Origin of the sequence: Phyllobacterium sp. 21LDTY02-6 (assembly GCF_023554255.2) — a bacterium.
GTDB lineage: Bacteria > Pseudomonadota > Alphaproteobacteria > Rhizobiales > Rhizobiaceae > Phyllobacterium.
Window position 1 is genome coordinate 86,431 of record NZ_JAMJWD020000004.1, and the last position, 18,024, is coordinate 104,454.

Annotated in this window: 12 protein-coding genes and 1 riboswitch; of the genes, 4 read left to right on the forward strand and 8 right to left on the reverse strand. The window is 64.3% G+C overall.

All coding sequences use genetic code 11. From position 1 onward, the window contains the following. Positions 1–6: 6 nt before the first annotated feature. The 5 genes from M8997_RS14565 to M8997_RS14585 form a co-directional block, all read right to left on the reverse strand. The gene (locus tag M8997_RS14565; RefSeq protein ID WP_250014746.1) at positions 7–1,650 is read right to left on the reverse strand and encodes an ABC transporter substrate-binding protein; all 1,644 of its coding nucleotides are present in this window, start codon (positions 1,648–1,650) and stop codon (positions 7–9) included. Between the two features lie 2 nt (positions 1,651–1,652). Beyond that, on the reverse strand, positions 1,653–2,741 hold the full coding sequence (locus tag M8997_RS14570) for an alanine--glyoxylate aminotransferase family protein (RefSeq protein ID WP_250014748.1): 1,089 nt from the start codon (positions 2,739–2,741) through the stop codon (positions 1,653–1,655). Between the two features lie 155 nt (positions 2,742–2,896). Then, positions 2,897–3,784, reverse strand: coding sequence for a transglutaminase family protein (locus M8997_RS14575; RefSeq protein ID WP_250014750.1), 888 nt, complete (start codon positions 3,782–3,784; stop codon positions 2,897–2,899). Positions 3,785–3,794: 10 nt separating this feature from the next. Next, positions 3,795–6,194, reverse strand: a complete 2,400-nt coding sequence (locus tag M8997_RS14580; protein ID WP_371929587.1) for a circularly permuted type 2 ATP-grasp protein — start codon at positions 6,192–6,194, stop codon at positions 3,795–3,797. Positions 6,195–6,263: 69 nt separating this feature from the next. Further along, positions 6,264–9,632, reverse strand: a complete 3,369-nt coding sequence (locus M8997_RS14585; RefSeq protein WP_250014752.1) for a DUF2126 domain-containing protein — start codon at positions 9,630–9,632, stop codon at positions 6,264–6,266. A 167-nt stretch (positions 9,633–9,799) separates the two neighbouring features. Beyond that, a riboswitch (cobalamin riboswitch) is annotated at positions 9,800–10,009 on the forward strand. Between the two features lie 295 nt (positions 10,010–10,304). Between M8997_RS14585 and M8997_RS14590 the strand changes: the two genes are divergently transcribed. The 4 genes from M8997_RS14590 (at position 10,305) to M8997_RS22270 (ending at position 14,208) form a co-directional block, all read left to right on the forward strand. Then, complete coding sequence (locus M8997_RS14590) at positions 10,305–11,114, forward strand: ABC transporter ATP-binding protein (protein WP_250014754.1); 810 nt, start codon at positions 10,305–10,307, stop codon at positions 11,112–11,114. Beyond that, on the forward strand, positions 11,111–12,067 hold the full coding sequence (locus tag M8997_RS14595) for an ABC transporter substrate-binding protein (RefSeq protein ID WP_250014755.1): 957 nt from the start codon (positions 11,111–11,113) through the stop codon (positions 12,065–12,067). The genes M8997_RS14590 and M8997_RS14595 overlap by 4 nt, the downstream gene beginning before the upstream one ends. After that, positions 12,068–13,090 carry an iron chelate uptake ABC transporter family permease subunit gene (locus M8997_RS14600; RefSeq protein ID WP_250014756.1) on the forward strand — a complete coding sequence of 341 codons (1,023 nt, stop codon included), beginning with the start codon at positions 12,068–12,070 and terminating at the stop codon, positions 13,088–13,090. It abuts the gene before it with no gap. A gap of 149 nt (positions 13,091–13,239) precedes the next feature. Continuing rightward, positions 13,240–14,208: a glycosyl transferase family 90 gene (locus M8997_RS22270; RefSeq protein WP_250014757.1), complete on the forward strand. Its 969-nt coding sequence runs from the start codon at positions 13,240–13,242 to the stop codon at positions 14,206–14,208. Here the strand turns inward: M8997_RS22270 and cysQ are convergent. The 3 genes from cysQ to cysD form a co-directional block, all read right to left on the reverse strand. After that, positions 14,205–15,020 (reverse strand): 3'(2'),5'-bisphosphate nucleotidase CysQ, encoded by an 816-nt coding sequence (gene cysQ, locus M8997_RS14610; protein ID WP_250014758.1) that lies wholly within the window; start codon positions 15,018–15,020, stop codon positions 14,205–14,207. The two genes, M8997_RS22270 and cysQ, sit on opposite strands and share 4 nt — an antisense overlap. Positions 15,021–15,109: 89 nt before the next feature. Then, the gene (gene cysN, locus M8997_RS14615; RefSeq protein ID WP_250014759.1) at positions 15,110–17,062 is read right to left on the reverse strand and encodes a sulfate adenylyltransferase subunit CysN; all 1,953 of its coding nucleotides are present in this window, start codon (positions 17,060–17,062) and stop codon (positions 15,110–15,112) included. Then, positions 17,062–17,967 (reverse strand): sulfate adenylyltransferase subunit CysD, encoded by a 906-nt coding sequence (cysD, locus tag M8997_RS14620; RefSeq protein WP_250014760.1) that lies wholly within the window; start codon positions 17,965–17,967, stop codon positions 17,062–17,064. The genes cysN and cysD overlap by 1 nt, the downstream gene beginning before the upstream one ends. Positions 17,968–18,024 lie beyond the last annotated feature (57 nt).

Below are 18,024 nucleotides of genomic sequence, written 5' to 3' on the forward strand. Positions count from 1 at the left end.
GGCCGCTCAGCCGGCGATCCAGACATTCGACCAGTTCGATACCGCCCATCGCGGATTGTCCGAGACGTTTCTTACCGTATCGCGGGCGACCGTGATGAAGGAGAAATCGGCGACATTGATCAAAGGCAGCTTCTGCGCCACCTCTTTCTGCAATTGCCGGTAGAGCCCGGCCCGCCTGGCTCCGTCGATCTCCGCTGCCGCCTGGTCGATGAGCGCATCGATCGGCTGGTCGGCGAAACCATATTGGTTGGAGAACGGCACGCCCGCCGGCAGGCCGCTCTGGAACAGGATCGTCGTCGAGATGGCTGGGTCGGAGCGGTAGACCGGCGTTGCGACCGCGATGTCGAAATCATGATCCGTATAGACCGCCTTCAGATGGGCCGGCGTATCGTTGCCGACGATCTGCGCGTCGATGCCGATCTTCGCCAGCGCCTGCCGCAGATAATCGCCGAATTGCTTCGTCTCGTTGAAGAACGGCGCCGGGAGGAGCCTGAGCGCGAACCGGGTTCCGCCATCGCCCCGCTTGTAGCCCGCCTCGTCGAGCAGCGCTTCCGCCCGGGCGGGATCGAACGCGGCGCGCGGCAGGTCGGGTTCGAAAAAAGTGGGGTCCGTCGCCGGAATGGGACCGAAGGCCGGCTTGGCATAGCCGAGGAAGATGGTCTTGACGACGAAATCACGGTCGATGGCATGGGCGATGGCCTGGCGCACCTTCAGATCCGCCAGTTCCTTGCGCCGATGGTTGATTTCGACGACCAACTGGTAGGTCAGGCCCTCATAGCCATTGGCATGGACCTTGAGGCCCGGCACCTGCGAAATACGGTCGAGATCGGCGAGCGGCACGGCGGAGAAGGCGGCGAGATGGATTTCCTCCGCTTCGAGCGCATTGCCGGCGGCGGCGCGATCGGGAAGAAACTGGTAGACGATCTCGTCCAGCAGCGGCTCGCCCTTCTTCCAGTAATTCTCGTTGCGCCTGAGCAGGAAATATTCGCCCGGCCGGTGCTCGGCGAAGACGAAGGGCCCGGTGCCGACCAGCTTCTGGTTCGCCGGGTTGCGGGCAATGTCGGTGTCGCGGTAGAGATGCGCCGGCAGCACCGACGTCACCACCGGCAAGGCATTGCGGATCAGCTGGAACGGCGTCGGGGCGGAGAATTTGAAGATGGCGGTGTGATCGTCCGGCGTTTCCACCGTTTCGAGGTTCCTGAAGACGACACGACCGAGATTCTGCAGCTTTTTCCAGACTTCCAGCGCCGAAAACGCCACATCCGCCGCGGTGAAGGGCTTGCCGTCGTGCCAGCTGACGCCCTCGCGCAGCCTGAAGGTGACGGAGAGCCCGTCTTCCGATCCCTCCCAGGACGTGGCGAGCCGCGGCTCCAATCCGTCGGTGCCGCCATAGGATTGCTCGGCGAGCGGTTCGATGACCTTGCTGGCGACGAAGAACACGCCGTTGGATGCGACGATGGCGGGATTGAGATTGGTCGGCTCGCTGTCGCCCGCCACCACCAGCCTGCCGCCCCGGACGGGTTCCTGCGCCCATGCACGGCCCGATTGCGTACCGCCCAATGGCACACCGCCCAATGGCAGCACCGTCAGGGCCGCGGCGCTGGCACTGGCGGCAAGAAACCGGCGCCGGGTCGGGAAAAAGGCTGACATGTTCATACTCCCTGTCGTGAAAGCACTGATTCGAGCGCGGCCAGGAACTTCGTTGCATTTTCGGGCCGGGCGGCGGGGCCCATATGCCCGACCCGCAGCACCTTGCCGGCTGTCGCCCCTCGCCCGAGCGAGATCAGGATATTATGTTCGCGGACAAGCCGGTTCCTGAGTTCGGTCGCATCGCAGCCTTCCGGCACGCGGAAGACCGTCGCTGTCGGCGAGCACCATTCGGGCCTGCGCGGCCAAAGCTCGTAGCCGAGGTCGAGCAGGCCGCGCCGGGTCGCCGCCGCCGTCGCCGCATGGCGGGCCCAGACATTCTCGGCGCCCTCGGCCTCGTGCAGGTCCAGCGCGGCATCGAGCGCGTGTATCTCGGCGATGGAAGGCGTCACCGGAAAGGCGGCGCCAGGCCGCGAGGCGCCGCGCCAGTCGGCGAGGCTCAGGAAGGAAGCGCGCGGCGCAGCCGGATTGGCCTCGATCTTGCGCCAGCCACGCTCGCTGACGGCGACGAGGCTGAGACCCGGGGCGCTGCCGAGGCATTTCGACGGCGAGGTGACGAAGACGGCCGCCGCGCATGAATGCGGAAAGATGTCCATGCCGCCGAAGGAGGAAACCGCATCGACGATCAGATAGGCGCCATGTTCGGCGACGATGGCGCCGATCTCCTCGACCGGGTTGATCGTGCCCGACGGCGTGTCGTGATGGCAGATCGAGACGATGCTTATGTCGGGCCTCTGCCGCAGCGCCGCGCGCACCGCCTGCGGGTCCACCACCTCGTCGAACGGCACGGCGATCTCGACCACCTCGCGGCCATGGCGCCGCGCCCATGTCTCGAAGCCCTTGCCATAGACGCCGGACACGATGTTGAGAACGACGTCGCCATCGCCGATGAGGGCGGCGGCCGCAGCCTCTATGCCGAGAATGGCCTCGCCCTGCATGATGACCGGATCGTCATCCATGCGCAGGACCCGGCGCAACCTGGCGACGACGCCGGCATAATAATCCTGATAGGCCGGAAGATAATCATATTGCATCGGCCGGCCAAGCGCGGCGAGCACCTGCGGATAGGCCTCCACGGGACCGGTCGTCAACATCAGCGGCGAATGCGATTGTCGGGGATTCACGGCGGCTTTACCCGGGGTCGAATTGGCAGGATGCGCCAATCTATTCCGCCCGCCGCCCGAAACCAAGAAAAACAGTTCCAACCGTCCCTGCCGGGCCAAACTATCTTGTCATGGTGGCAAATGCCCTACCCTGCCAACTCCAGCGGAACGACATCGACCGACTGCTTGCCCTCCTGCGCGCCGCTGGTCTTCAGGACGCCGACAATGGGCGAAACATCGGCATAATCGCGGCCATGGCCGACGATGATATGGTCGTTGCCGGCCATCATGTCGTTGGTCGGGTCGAATTCGAGCCAGCCCGTCTCCCGCCCGCACCAGGCGCGCACCCAGGCGTGCATCGCATCGGCGCCTTCCAGCCGCTCCTTCCCGGGTGCGGGGATCGTCCTCAGGAAACCGCTGACATAGCCGGCGGGAATGCCGAGGCCGCGCAGGCCGGCGATCATCACATGGGCGAAATCCTGGCAGACGCCGGCCCGCAGGCGGAAGGCCTCGCCCGCCGTGGTGCGGACATTGGTGGCGCCGCCATCATAGGCGAAATCCGCATGGATGCGCCTGTTGAGATCGGCCACCGTCTCGATGATGGTGCGGCCGGCGCGGATGCTCGTCCCGGCATAGGCGGTGATCTCCGGCGTGATTTCGGCGTGTATCCCCGATGTCAGGAAATGATGCGGCGCCTCCGCGTCGACCGCCCAGAGCGAGCGGATTTCCCGGCGCAGCCCGGCAAGATCCGGCGAGACGTCGAGCATCATCGGCGGGCGCGAGACGTTGACCCGCGCCGTCATGCCGATGTCGAGCGTCTCATGCGGATTGCGATAGACGATGGCGGTGACGATATTGGAGAAGAAATCCTTGAACTCCGAGCGCTCGGCCGGCGACGGCTCGAACGACAGGCTGGAGGCAACGACGCGCTGGATGCCCGGCAGCGTCTGCGGCATGACCCGCACGTGATGACGCCCGCCGGCAGCGGATCTCTCATAGTCATAATGGAGGCGCAGGCGAATATCGTAGAGCATGTTCCGCCTCCTATGCCAGGTAAGTCGCTGAAATCGTATTGGAGAGGTCCGCGATATCGTGACCGATGCCGCGCAACGCCTCCGGCGTCAGTTCGCCCGCCTCGGCCACCGCCAGTTCCGTATGCAGCCTCAGGACGTCCTTGGAGAAAGGCAGCATGCCGGCGCTGCCATCGGGGCGCGGCAACAGGCCGAACTCCGTCTTCAGCGCATCGACCTGGAACATGATGGAGCGCGGATTGAGCGGATCGAGCGCCAGCAGGTCGAGCACGCTGATGCGGCCGGAATAGACGCTGTACTGGCGGCGGTGGGTCATGACGCTGTCGCCGATCTCGAGCAGCATGTCCAGCGAACCCTCGGCGGCATCGTGGCGGCCTAGCCGCGACAGGATGTTCGCCATCTGGATGCCGCGCTCCAGCCGCCGGCCGATCTCGAGGAAGCGCCAGCCGGTGAACCGGTACATGTTTTCGTGGACGAGGCCGGAAAAGCCGACAAGCTTGCGCAGGATGATGGTCATGGCGCGGGTGGCGTCGTCGCCCGGCGTCACCACGCCGGCAAATCGGCGCACGGTCTTCGAAAGGTCGTGCAGCGCCAGCCAGCCATCGGAGGAGAAGCGGTCGCGAATGCGCCCGGCGCTCAGCACGGCGCCGTCGATCGAGCGCTGCAGGCCCATCGGCACCGCCTCGTCGAGGTCGATGCCGAGCGGTTCCAGATAATCGCGCATCTCGGCCAGCAGCGGCAATTCGCGGTTGGGCGTCTCGGCATAGCGCGCGTGGCAGGCGCGAAGCATGCGCGCCGTTCCCTCGGCCCGCTCGATATAGCGGCCCATCCACATCAGGTTTTCCGCCGCCCTGCTCGGCAGCGTGCCGGGCACGTTGCGGCGGAAGCCGGCATCCTCGCGCGGCAGCAGCGTGTTCTGCTCCACCGGCGTGCTGCTGGTCACCCACACATCCGCCGCCTGTCCGCCGCGCTGCATGGCGATGGCGGCCGTATCCTCGCTGGTGCCGACGCGGGCGAACCCGCCGGGCATGAAGCTCCAGCCGCCCTTGTGCCTGGCGGCAAAGACCCGCAGCACGAAGGGCCGGGGTTCGAGCCGGCCGTCGACATAGACCGGCGTCGTCGACAGTTTCACCGCCTCCTGCCCGACCAGCGACCGTCCATCCTGCCTCAGCCGTTCGACAAGCCCGGCCTTCGCGGCAGGGTTCAGCGATGCGCCAAGCTGAGTCGCCTCCGTGTCCTCGAATGGCAGCCGCGTCGAAAGCGCCGGGCCGACCATCATCCGGTCGATGCGATCGATGACCTGTTCGCGCTCGGCCTCCTGGCCGCACCACCAGGTGGCGATGCTCGGCAGTTCGAGTTCGCGGCCCTGCAGGGCGCGCGAGACGGCCGGAAGGAAGGCGAGCAGCGCGCGCGTCTCGAGGATGCCCGAGCCCAGCGCATTGACCATGGAGACGGATTTGCGCCGCAGGGCGCCGACCATGCCGGGCGTGCCGATCCACGAATCCGGCTTCAGTTCCAGCGGATCGACATAGGCGGCATCGAGGCGGCGCCACAGCACGTCGACAGGCTTCAGGCCGGAAACGGTGCGCACCATCACCCGGCCATTGCTGACGGTCAGGTCCTCGCCCTCCAGCAGCATGAAGCCGAGATAGCGGGCAATATAGGCATGTTCGAAATAGGTCTCGTTATTGGGTCCCGGCGTCAGGATGGCGGCCCTGCCCTGCGGATCGCGGATCAGCGCCTGGAGCGAGTCGCGGAAATGCCTGAAGAACCCGGCGAGGCGATGGACATTCATCGAGCTTGCGATGTCCGAGAGCGCGCGCGTCGTCGCCACGCGGTTCTCCAGCGCAAAGCCGGCGCCGGAGGGCGCCTGCGTCCTGTCGCCCAGCACCCACCATTGCCCGTCCGGCGCGCGGCCAAGCTCGAAGGCGCAGAATTGCAGGAAATGGCCGCTGGCCGGCGCCACGCCCGCAAGCGGATGCAGGAATTCGGGGCTGTGGGCGATGAGGTCCGGCGGCAGCACCCCGTCCCGCACCAGCCGCGCCTCGCCATAGATATCGGCGACCATCGCCTCCAGGAGATCGGCTCTTTGCGTCAGGCCGGACGTGATGAGGCTCCAGTCGTTCTCGTTGATCAGGATCGGTATGTGCGCCAGCGGCCACTGCCGCTCCTGCGTGCCGGTCTCGTCATAGATGCGGTAGAAGACCCCGGCGTCGAGCAGATACTGGCTGGCCCTGGCGAAGCGCGTGGCAAGCTTTTCCGGGCCGATCCCGTCCAGCGCGCTCAGCAGCTGCTCCCAGCCGGGGCGCACATTGCCATCATGGTCGATCATCTCGTCGGAAGTGGCCGGCAAGGGTCGATATCCGGCCAGCAGGCTGGAGAGCGATTGCGCCTTTTCTGGTTGCATCATCATCGTATGTCGCGGTTTCCAGCGTTCGGGTCGGTCGGGGCATCGCCATTCATGCGGCAATGCCCGTAACGCTTATAGTCTCGTTCGCCTGAGGTCCAATGTCATCGGGAATTCCGGCGATGGCTGTTCCTTGCGCAGTTCGTAATTGCCGGCCGTATGGCCGCGCGGTTCGAAACGGGCGAGCCGGCGCGCTTCGGCTTCGTTGCCATTGACCGGAAAGCTCTCATAATTGCGCCCGCCGGGATGTGCAACGTGGTAGGTGCAACCGCCGATCGCCCGGCCGGACCATCGATCGTAAACATCGAAGACCAGCGGCACGTTCACCGGCAGCATCGGATGCAGGCCGGAGCGCGGCTGCCACGCCTTGAAGCGGACGCCAGCGGCGGCGGTGCCATTGACCGCCGTCGGCGCAAGCGGCACCTCGCGGCCATTGCAGGCCACGCCATAGCGCCCGGCATTGGCGCCTTCGAGCCGGACCTGCAGCCTCTCGACCGAACTATCGACAAAGCGGACGGTTCCGCCGATGGCGCCCTGCTCGCCCATGACATGCCATGGTTCCAGCGCCTGGCGCAGTTCGAGCTTGACGCCTTCCAGCGCCAGTTCGCCGCAGAAGGGGAAGCGGAATTCGAGCTGGGCCTCGAACCATTCGGGCCTGAGGTCGAAACCATGCTGGCGCAGATCGGCGAGGACTTCGAGGAAATCCTCCCAGACGAAGGCCGGCAGCATGAAACGGTCGTGCAAGGTCGTGCCCCAGCGCACGAAACTGCCCTCGATCGGCTCGGTCCAGAACCGCGCGATCAGGGCGCGTATCAGCAATTGCTGGGCAAGGCTCATCCGCGCATCGGGCGGCATTTCGAAGCCGCGGAACTCGACGAGGCCGAGCCGGCCCGTCGGGCCATCGGGCGAGAACAGCTTGTCGATGCAGATTTCGGAGCGATGGGTATTGCCGGTCACGTCCACGAGCAGGTTGCGGAACAGCCTGTCCACCAGCCATGGCAGCGGCGGCGCGCCCTTGCCCGGCATCGGCACCTGCGCAAGCGCGATCTCCAATTCGTAGAGACTGTCATGCCGCGCCTCGTCGATGCGCGGCGCCTGGCTCGTCGGGCCGATGAACAGCCCGGAAAACAGGTAGGACAGGGCCGGATGGCGCTGCCAGTAGAGCACGAGGCTCTTCAACAGGTCCGGCCGGCGCAGGAACGGGCTGTCATTGGGCGTTTCGCCGCCCACCACCACATGATTGCCGCCACCCGTGCCGGTATGGCGGCCGTCGATCATGAACTTGTCGGCGCCGAGCCGGGTCTGGCGCGCCTCCTCATAGACCGCCGTGGTGATGTCGACGCATTCGCGCCAATTGGCCGCCGGATGGACATTGACCTCGATGACGCCGGGATCGGGCGCCACGCGAATGACATTGATGCGCGGGTCCTGCGGCGGGGCATAGCCTTCGATGTGGACGGGTATGCCGAGCCGGGCCGCCGCGCTCTCCGCCGCCGCGACCAGCTCCAGATAATCCTCCAGCGCCTCGACCGGCGGCATGAACACACTCAGGCGTCCCTCGCGCGGCTCGACCGAGATCGCGGTGCGCACGGCGCCGCCGATCTCGCCGAGTTCCTGCTCGATCCGCTGCTGCTGGTTTCCCTCTGCCGCCGTGAAGGATGCCACCGCCTGCGGCGGGCTATCAGTCGCCGTGGAAGATGCCACCGCCTGCGGCGGAGTGGCCGGGGCGGCAGCCGGATGGGGCGCGGGCAATGGCCCCCGGTCCACCGAAGGGTCCACCGGCACGATATAGGGATATTCGGCAGGCGGCACCCGCGGCAGCGCGCCGAGAGGCAGGCGATAGCCGACGGGCGAATCGCCCGGGACCAGGAAGAGCTTGCCGCGCCGCGTCGTCCATTTCTCGCTGCGCCAGCGCCGGTCCGGAACCGCCTGGCTGTTCCAGCGCTGCACCGGCAGGACGAAGCCCGTCGGCTCGGTCAGGCCGCGCTCGAAGACGCGGATCATGCGGCTGCGCTCTTCGGGGTCCTTGAGCTCGGGATTGGTCGGATCGACATTCTCCGGCAGATTGCCCTCCTTGAGCAGCCATTCGCCCGGGTCCTCATAGGCCGCGGCCACCATGCCGGTTTCGACGCCGAGTTCGTCCGCAATGGCGGTGAGCAGCTTTCCGGCATCTTCCGTCGAGATTTCGGCACTGCTGGTTTCGGCGGCGACGAGCGCGGGATCGGTCCAGATCGGCTTGCCGTCCCTGCGCCAATAGAGCGAGAAGGTCCAGCGCGGCAGGCTTTCGCCGGGATACCATTTGCCCTGGCCATAATGCAGGAAGCCGCCCGGCGCGAAACGCTGGCGCAACCGGCGGATGAGCTTGTCGGCGAGTTCCCGCTTCGTCGGGCCGACCGCATCGGTATTCCATTCGCCCGCCTCGAAATCGTCGATGGAAACGAAGGTCGGTTCGCCGCCCATCGTCAGCCGCACATCCCTTTCCTTGAGGATCGCGTCCACCCGGTCGCCGAGCGCATCGAGCGCCTGCCAGGATTCGTCCGAGAACGGCCTGGTGATGCGCGGATGTTCGGCGATGCGCGTCACCCGCATGTCGAAGCCGAATTCGACATTGGCGGGTTCGGCCATGCCCGATATCGGCGCGGCATTGCGATAGTGCGGTGTCGCGGCAAGCGGAATATGGCTTTCGCCGGTCAGGAGCCCGGAAGTCGGATCGAGGCCGATCCAGCCCGCACCGGGCAGGTAGACCTCGCACCAGGCGTGGAGGTCGGTGAAATCGACGCTGGTGCCGGCCGGGCCGTCGAGCGCCACGAGGTCCGGCTTGAGCTGGATGAGATAGCCGGACACGAACCGCGCCGCCAGCCCGAGATTCCGCAGCACCTGGACGAGAAGCCAGCTCGTATCGCGGCACGAGCCGGTTCCGGCGCGCAGCGTATCCTCCGGCTCCTGCACCCCGGGCTCGAGGCGGATGACATAGCCGATCTCGCGCTGCAGGCGGGCATTGAGCGCGACGACGAAATCGACCGTATTGACCGGCGTCCTCTCGATGGAGGCGAGGAAATCGGCCACCAGCGGCCCGCATGGCTCCGGCTCCGTATAGATCGACAGGTCCCGGTGCAGATCCTGCGGATATTCGAACGGCCAGGTCTCCGCTTCCGGCTCGACGAAGAAATCGAACGGATTGTAGACGGTCATGTCGGCAACGAGATCGACTTCGATCTTCAATTCGCTCACCGGTTCCGGAAAGACGAAACGCGCGAGGAAATTGCCGTATGGGTCCTGCTGCAGATTGACGAAATGATTGGCCGGGCTGACCTTCAGCGAATGGCTTGGAACCTTGGTGCGGGAATGGGGTGCAGGCTGGAGCCGGATGATCTGCGGCCCGAGACGGATGGGCCGATCATATTTATAGTGCGTCAGATGGTAGAGCGCAGCTTGTATTGCCATGTGGCCTCATATCCAGACAGAGATCCCTCGGGTGCGAAGCCCACCCTTAAGCTAACCTACTGCGGGGCCTTGTCACGCTCAAAATTTGATCACGCCCAAAATTTGTTCCCTGCCGCTTTTTATCGCCCGCCGGCCAGTGCGGGCTGTTCCCTTTGCCTGCGCTTTGGGTTACAGATTCGAGTGATGGTTTCTCCGGTTCGACAAAGCCGGAGATGAAAAGGGAACACGGTAAGGCGTACCCAAACGGGACCGATGCCGTGGCTGCCCCCGCAACTGTAGGCGGTGAGTGAAGCCCGATATGCCACTGGGAAACCGGGAAGGCAGGGCGGAATGACGACCCGCAAGCCAGGAGACCTGCCATCAAACGGATAACTCGAACCGGACGGGGTGTGCCGGCGGCGATACAGTGCCGGTAGATTCGCGTCTACTTTTCCGGTCCATTCGAAGGCCCGGTCCGTTTCGGAGGCATAATCGTCCCTGCTGACCCCTTCCAGAACAGCCGGACATGCCAACGCCGAAAGCAAGTATCTCCGCCCTCTTCGCATCGTCTCCCGCCGCTCCGTGGGTGAGCGTCGCCCTGCGGCCCGGCAAGTTTAAATGCCTCGCCGACACTTGCGCATGTTATAACATATCATTATGGCTTGCCCATCATGCAGCATCGAGGATATGTCAATGAGTGAGCCCGCCCTGTCGATGGATGCGCTCGGCTACCGCGCCGGCAATGGCCGCATGCTGGTCGAGCCGACGAGCCTCGAGATCGGCGCCGAACAGCGGCTGGCGATCATCGGTCCGAATGGCGCGGGCAAATCGACATTGCTGCGCATGATGGCCGGGCTGCTGAAGCCCTCCTCCGGCAGCGTCCGCATCCATGGCGACGACATTGCGGCGCTTCGGCCGCTCGACCGTGCCCGGCTGATCGCCGTCGTCGGCCAGACCGATTCCCCCGCCGGGCAATTGCTCGTGCAGGATTATGTCGCGCTCGGCCGCATCCCGCACAGCGGCGCCTTCAGGCGCGACGAGGACGCGGCGATCGTCGAGGAGGCGCTTGTCCGCGTCGATCTGGCGGCATTCGCGCGCCGGCCGGTCGCCTCGCTGTCGGGCGGGGAGCGCCAGCGCATGCAGCTCGCCCGCGCCCTCTGCCAGAAGCCGAAAGTGCTCTTCCTCGACGAGCCGACCAATCATCTCGATCCGCGGGCGCGAAGCGAGCTGCTGGCGCTGGTCGGCGGCCTCGGCGTCACCACGATCGCCGTGCTGCACGACCTGCCGCTCGTCGCCCCCTTCGCCACGCGCATCGCCGTCATGCAGCAGGGTCGGGTCGTCGCGACCGGCACGCCGGACGAATGCCTGACGCCGCGCATCGTCAGCGACGTCTTCGCCCTCGACGTGCTGAGGATGCGCCATCCCTCGCAGGACCGCGACCTGATGGTCTTCGAGGCCAGCCTCCCCCATTCCGCATCCCAGCCCATACGGAGCAAATCATGAAGAAGTTCGCGCTATCCCTCGCTCAGATGCTTGCGCTGCTGGTGCCGCTGCCGGCGCTTGCCTTCCCAGTCACCGTCGAAAGCTGCGGCCGCTCCGTCACCTTCGACAGCGCGCCGAAGCGGGCGGTGATCCAGGACATCAATATGAGCGAGATGGCCTTCGCGCTCGGCCTGCAGCCGTCGATCGTCGGCGTCAGCGGCATTACCGGCTGGTACAAGCTGGATGATGCGTTCAAGCAGCAGCTCGGCGACATTCCGGAACTCGCGCCGAAATATGCGAGCGTGGAAAACCTCGTGGCGGCAAGCCCGGATTTCTTCTTCGCCGGCTGGTATTACGGCATGAAGCCCGGCGGCGACGTGACGCCCGATACGCTGGCGCCCTATGGCATCAAGACGCTGGAGCTGACGGAAAGCTGCATCCATCTCGACAGGAACAGGCCGGCGGCGACCATGGAACTGCTCTATGGCGACATGAAGAAGCTCGGCATCATCTTCGGCAAGGAGGCCGAGGCCGACAGGCTGATCGCCGGCTGGAAAGAGCGCCTGGCCGAGATAAGGTCGAAGATCGGCAGCGACAGCGGCACCCGCGTCTTCCTCTATGATTCAGGCGACGACAAGCCTTTCACCGCCGGCAAGTTCGCCATCCCGACCGCGATGATCGCCGAAGCCGGCGGCACCAATATCATGGCCGACATGGAAACGAGCTGGGGCACGACATCCTGGGAAACCGTGGCGGCGCGCAACCCGCAATTCCTCGTGCTGCTCGATTACCAGGACAATGCGGGCTATGCCAAGCTGCTCGACTTCCTGAAATCGCACCCGGCGATGAAGGAGACCGACGCGGTGAGAAACGAGCGCTTCGTCGCCCTGCGCTATGCGGAACTGACGCCCGGGCCGGCCAATGTCGAGGCAATCGCCAAGATCGCCAAGGCGATGCACCCGGAAGCATTCTGAGTGCAGATACCGGGCCGCACGATCTTCGGACTGGGCGCGGGCGTGGTGCTGATCGCGACGCTTGCCGTGCTGTCCGTCGCCTATGGATCGACCTTCATCGCGCCGGGAGAGGTCATTCGCTCCCTTGCCGCCAGCCTTGGCCTTGGCGGCTCGGACACGCCGCTGCCGATCCAGCGCATCGTCGTCGATCTGCGGCTGCCGCGGGCGGTGCTGGCGATAGCCGTCGGCGCGGGTCTGGGCGTCATCGGCGCCATGCTGCAGACGGTGACGCGCAACGACCTCGCCGATCCCTTCCTGTTCGGCCTTTCCTCGGGCGCGGCGGCCGGTGCCGTCTCGGTCATCACCGTTCTTGGCGACAGGTTCGGCGTCTGGACGCTGCCCCTTGCCGCCTTCAGCGGCGGCATGCTCGCGGCAATCATCGTGCTGCTCCTGACGCGGCGGGTGCATGGCCAGGGCCCGGAGCGCCTCATCCTCGCCGGCCTCGCCGTCTCCTTCATCTTCGCCGCCCTGACGAACTATCTCGTCTTCGCCGGGGACCAGCGCGCGGCGCATTCCATCCTGTTCTGGACGCTGGGCGGGCTCGGCCTCGCGCGCTGGGACAATCTGCCCCTCGCCCTGGTCGGCTTCGCCGCCATCATGATCTTTGCGCTGCTGTTTCACCGCAGGCTCGACGCGTTCCTTGCCGGCGAGAGCACCGCCGAAAGCCTCGGCATCGAGACGCACCGGATGCGCAGCACGGTCTTCATCGTCTGCGCCTTTTCGACGGCGATCTTCGTTTCCTCGGCCGGGGTGATCGGTTTTGTCGGGCTGATGATACCGCATGTGGCGCGCATGCTGGCGGGGCCGCTGCATGCGGGTCTCGTGCTGACCTGCGCCATCCTCGGCGCGCTGCTGGTGCTGCTCAGCGACCTCGCCGCGCGGCTGATCCTCGCGCCGCAGGAACTTCCCATCGGCATCGTCACCAGCTCCATCGGCGCATTCTTCGTCGTCTGGCTGCTCCTGCGCAGCAAGGCCAGCAGCTAGTGACCCGAATCTAGGTTCTATCTCGGCTGTTGCGGCGCATTGCGCCCAGCGCTGCTTCTGCCTATCATCCAGCGCATATTCATCCGGCCCTGCCGGGACCGGCTTTTTCAGTATTTGTAATTCCATTCATATTTCAAGGAACGCATTGCGTGTTACGGAAAGCATTGGACAGAGCTACCTATTATTCGTCGCACTTCATCAAGGACAACATGCCGGCGGTGCTGTTCCGCCGAAGCATCGACAGTATCCTCGGTTCGCACCTGCACGACGCCATTATCGATAGAGTCAATTATTACAACAAGTTGGACGCCGGCTTCAAAGTCGACCCCGGCCGCAATATCGGCAATATCGAGAAATCCAGCAGCATGTATTATTACGACCTGAAGGAATATTGCCGGTACTTTGCCGACGATCTCGGCCTTTCCTACCGGTTCGGCGACATCACCGACATTCCCGCCACGCCGTCGATCGTCAAGAGCAGGCCGGCGGGCGGCGAGAACGGCAATTCCGTCATCATGAACCTCGACCGCTTGCGGCACTTCGCCAAGGTGAGAGACAGCCACGCCTTTGCGCAGAAGCTGCCTCAGGCGGTGTGGAGAGGGCGAAACAACAACGCCAAAAGGCTGGTGCTGGCCGGGAATTATTCCAGTCACCGCCTGTGCAATGTCGGGCTCGTCGATCGGTCCGATGGTTCTTTCAAGCCCTGGCTGCCGGTGAAACAGCAGCTGCGCTACAGATATATCATATCGGTCGAAGGCATCGACGTTGCGACCAATCTCAAATGGATCATGTCGAGCAATTCGCTGTGCTTGATGCCGCGCTGCCGCTATGAGACGTGGTTCATGGAGGGGCGGCTCAGGCCCGGCGTTCATTTCGTCCTGCTGAAGGATGATTTTTCTGATCTCGAAGACAAGATCATCTTCTACAATGGCAATCCGTCACTGGCCGAAGCGATCATCCGCAACGCCAATGCCCATCATGCCGTCTTTGCCGACCGCAAGTCCGAAACACTGATATCGCTGCTCGTCCTGCTGAAATATTTTTACCTCAGCGGTCAATTGCAGCTGCCGGAGTGTACGAAGGCCTGGTTTTCGACGCAGCCGGCGGAGAATGCCTAGAGCCGGCCGCGCGCGACAAAACCCGGATTGGCGAAATCCGCATCGTTGGCCTGGTTGCGGCGGCCATAGGTCAGCAACTGGCCATCGAGGGTGAGCGTCGCTCCGCCAGCGGCGCGCAAGACCGCATCGCCCGCCGCCGTATCCCATTCCATGGTGCGGCCGAGGCGCGGATAGATATCCGCCTCGCCCCGCGCCAGCAGTCCGAACTTGATGGACGAGCCGACGGAAACGCATTCGCCGACGGTGAAACCCTCGAGATAGCTGTTGGTCTCGGGCGTGCGATGCGAGCGGCTGGCGACGGCAATCAATTGCGCCGGTGCCTTGCGGCAGGAAATGGCGCGGCGGCCCGTCACTTTGCCGCCTTCGCCGATGCCTGCTTCCTCCGCGCCGTCCGGGCCACCGAGGAAAAGCCAGCCCCGCACCGGCGCATAGACGACGCCGAGGACGGGCGCGCCATGTTCGATGAGGGCGATATTGACCGTGAAATCGCCGTTCCGGTTGACGAATTCGCGCGTTCCATCCAGCGGGTCGACCAGATAGAAGCGCGAACCGAGTTCGCCCGGCACATGGCCGCCGGAAATTTCCTCCTCGGCGACGATCGGGATATCGGGCGTCGCCCGGCGCAGCGCTTGGAGGATGATCGCCTCCGCCGCATGGTCGGCAGCGGTCACCGGCGACTTGTCTTCCTTGAGCAGGACGTCGCAGCCTTCCTCATAGATGCGCAATATCTCCTGTCCGGCATCTATCGCCATGCGTTCGAAAGCCCTGAGCAAGGCCGCATGGTCGATGGTGGCAGTCGCGATATCGGTCATCTATTCGCCTATGAAACATGAGGGCCCAGACTTTGCCGGGCACATTATACGAGGTTGGACGCGCGCGCCTAGTGGAACGAACCAGACCACTAGATCGACCAGGAACTCTGGTCGTAATTGAACAGGATGCCGCGTTCGATGAGGAGCTTTTCGACCTCCGAGGCGAGTTCCTCGGTGCTTCTGCCGACTGTCTCCAGATGAAGCTCCGGGTGTTCCGGCCGCTCATAGGGAGAATCGACGCCGGTGAAATTCTTGATCTCGCCGCGCAGCGCCTTGGCGTAGAGGCCTTTCGGATCGCGCCGCGCGCATTCCTCGAAGGGCGTATCGACGAAGATCTCCATGAACTCGCCATCGGACAGCAATTCGCGCACCATCCGGCGCTCGGAGGCGAAGGGCGAAATGAACGAGACGAGCACGATCAGGCCGGCATCGACCATCAGCTTTGCCACCTCGCCGACGCGCCTGATATTCTCGACGCGATCCTCCTCGGTGAAGCCCAGGTCCCGGTTCAGCCCATGGCGCACATTGTCGCCATCGAGGATGTAAGTGTGCTTGCCGAGCGCGGCGAGCCGTTTTTCGACGAGGTTGGCCACCGTCGATTTGCCGGAGCCCGACAGGCCGGTGAACCATAGAACCGCCGGCTTCTGGTCCTTGCGCGCCGCGCGCGAGGCCTTGTCGACGTCGAGCGCCTGCCAATGGACATTGGAGGCGCGCCGCAGGGCGAAATCGATCATGCCGGCGCCGACGGTCGCGTTGGTCAGCCGGTCGATGAGGATGAACGAACCCGTGGACCGGTTGGAACCATAGGCGTCGAAGACGACCGCTTCCTGCGTCGAGACATTGACGACGCCGACTTCGTTGAGGTCAAGCGACTTGGCCGCTTCCTGGGCGAAGCTGTTGATATCGATTCGGTATTTGAGGTCGGTGATGGTCGCCGTCACCTGGTCCGTCTCGGTGCGCAGTATATAGGAACGCCCCGGTATGAGCGCCTGCTCGGCGAACCAGACGAGATGGGCGGCGAACTGGTCGGCGACATCCGGGCGGGCATCGGGCGCAACGAGCATATTGCCGCGCGAGAGCTCGACTTCATCCTCGAGCACCAGCGTCACCGCCTCGCCCTCGCGGGCCAGTTCCAGATCGCCATCCATGGAGACGATGCGCTTCACCCGCGACGATTTCCCCGATTTCGCCACGACGACTTCATCGCCCGGCGCGACAGAACCCGAAGCGATGGTGCCGGCAAAGCCGCGGAAGTCGAGATTGGGCCGGTTGACATATTGCACGGGGAAGCGGAAGGGCTTCGCCTCGTCGGCATTGTCCAGCGGCACATCCTCCAGATATTGGAGCAGCGCCGGGCCGTCATACCATGTCATGTTCTGCGAAGGGGCGATCACATTGTCGCCGAAGCGGGCCGAAAGCGGGATGGCCCTTACGGATTTGAATCCGAGACTGCCGGCAAATTCCTGATATTCCTCGACGATCCGCTCGAACACATCCTGCGAATAATCGACGAGGTCGATCTTGTTGACCGCCAGCACGATATTGCGGATGCCGAGCAGCGAGGCGATGAAACTGTGGCGCCGCGTCTGCCGCAGCACGCCCTGGCGCGCATCGACGAGCACGATGGCAAGGTCCGCCGTCGAAGCGCCCGTCGCCATGTTGCGGGTATATTGCTCGTGTCCGGGCGTATCGGCGACGATGAACTTGCGCTTCGGCGTCGAAAAGAAGCGATAGGCGACATCGATGGTGATGCCCTGCTCGCGCTCCGCCTCCAGCCCGTCGACCAGGAGGGCGAAGTCGATATCTTCGCCATTGGTGCCATGCTTGCGGCTGTCGCGGTGCAGTGCGGCAAGCTGGTCCTCGAAGATCAGCTTCGTGTCGTAGAGAAGCCGGCCGATCAGCGTCGATTTTCCATCGTCGACGGAGCCGCAGGTGAGGAAGCGCAGCAGCGATTTCTTCTCCTGCTCCGCCATGTAGGCATTGATATCGAGCGCGGCGCCTTCGGCTTCCTGTGCCTGGTCGATCTGGGCAAGACTGTTCATCAGAAATAGCCCTCGCGCTTCTTCTTTTCCATCGATCCGGCCTCGTCCCTGTCGATCATGCGCCCCTGCCGCTCGGAGGTGCGCGCCACCAGCATCTCGCTGACGATCTCCGGCAGCGTCGTTGCGGTCGATTCCACCGCGCCGGTCAGAGGATAGCAGCCAAGCGTGCGGAATCGCACCATTTTCTGCTGCAGCACCTCGCCCGGCAAGAGGTCCATCCGCTCGTCGTCGCGCATGATCAGCATGCCGTCGCGCTCGACCACCGGCCGCATCGCCGCATAATAGAGCGGGACGATCGGTATCTTCTCCTGCAGGATATATTGCCAGATATCGAGTTCGGTCCAGTTGGAGATCGGAAAGACGCGGATCGATTCGCCCTTGGCGACGCGCGTATTGTAGATCTTCCACATTTCGGGGCGCTGGTTCTTCGGGTCCCAGGAATGCTGCGCATTGCGGAACGAGAATACGCGTTCCTTGGCGCGCGCCTTTTCCTCATCCCGGCGCGCACCGCCAAAGGCGGCATCGAAACCGTATTTGTCGAGCGCCTGGCGCAGGGCCACCGTCTTCATGATGTGGGTATGGGTGTTGGAACCATGGATGAAGGGGCTGATGCCCTGCTCCACGCCTTCCTGGTTGCTGTGCACCAGGAGGTCGAACCCGAGCCGCTGCGCTTCTGAATCACGAAACGCGATCATCTCCTTGAATTTCCAGCGACTGTCGATGTGCAGGAACGGAAATGGCGGCTTGCCCGGATAGAAGGCCTTCATGGCCAGATGCAGCATGACGGAGGAATCCTTGCCGATCGAATACATCATGACCGGATTGGCGAAGGTCGCCGCGACCTCACGAAAGATATGGATGGCCTCGGCTTCGAGACGCTGAAGATGCGTCAGATTCTTGCCCATGAATTCCCTGTCCAATTACAACAGGACCCTCGCGCGATGTTGCACGATGGCCCGAAA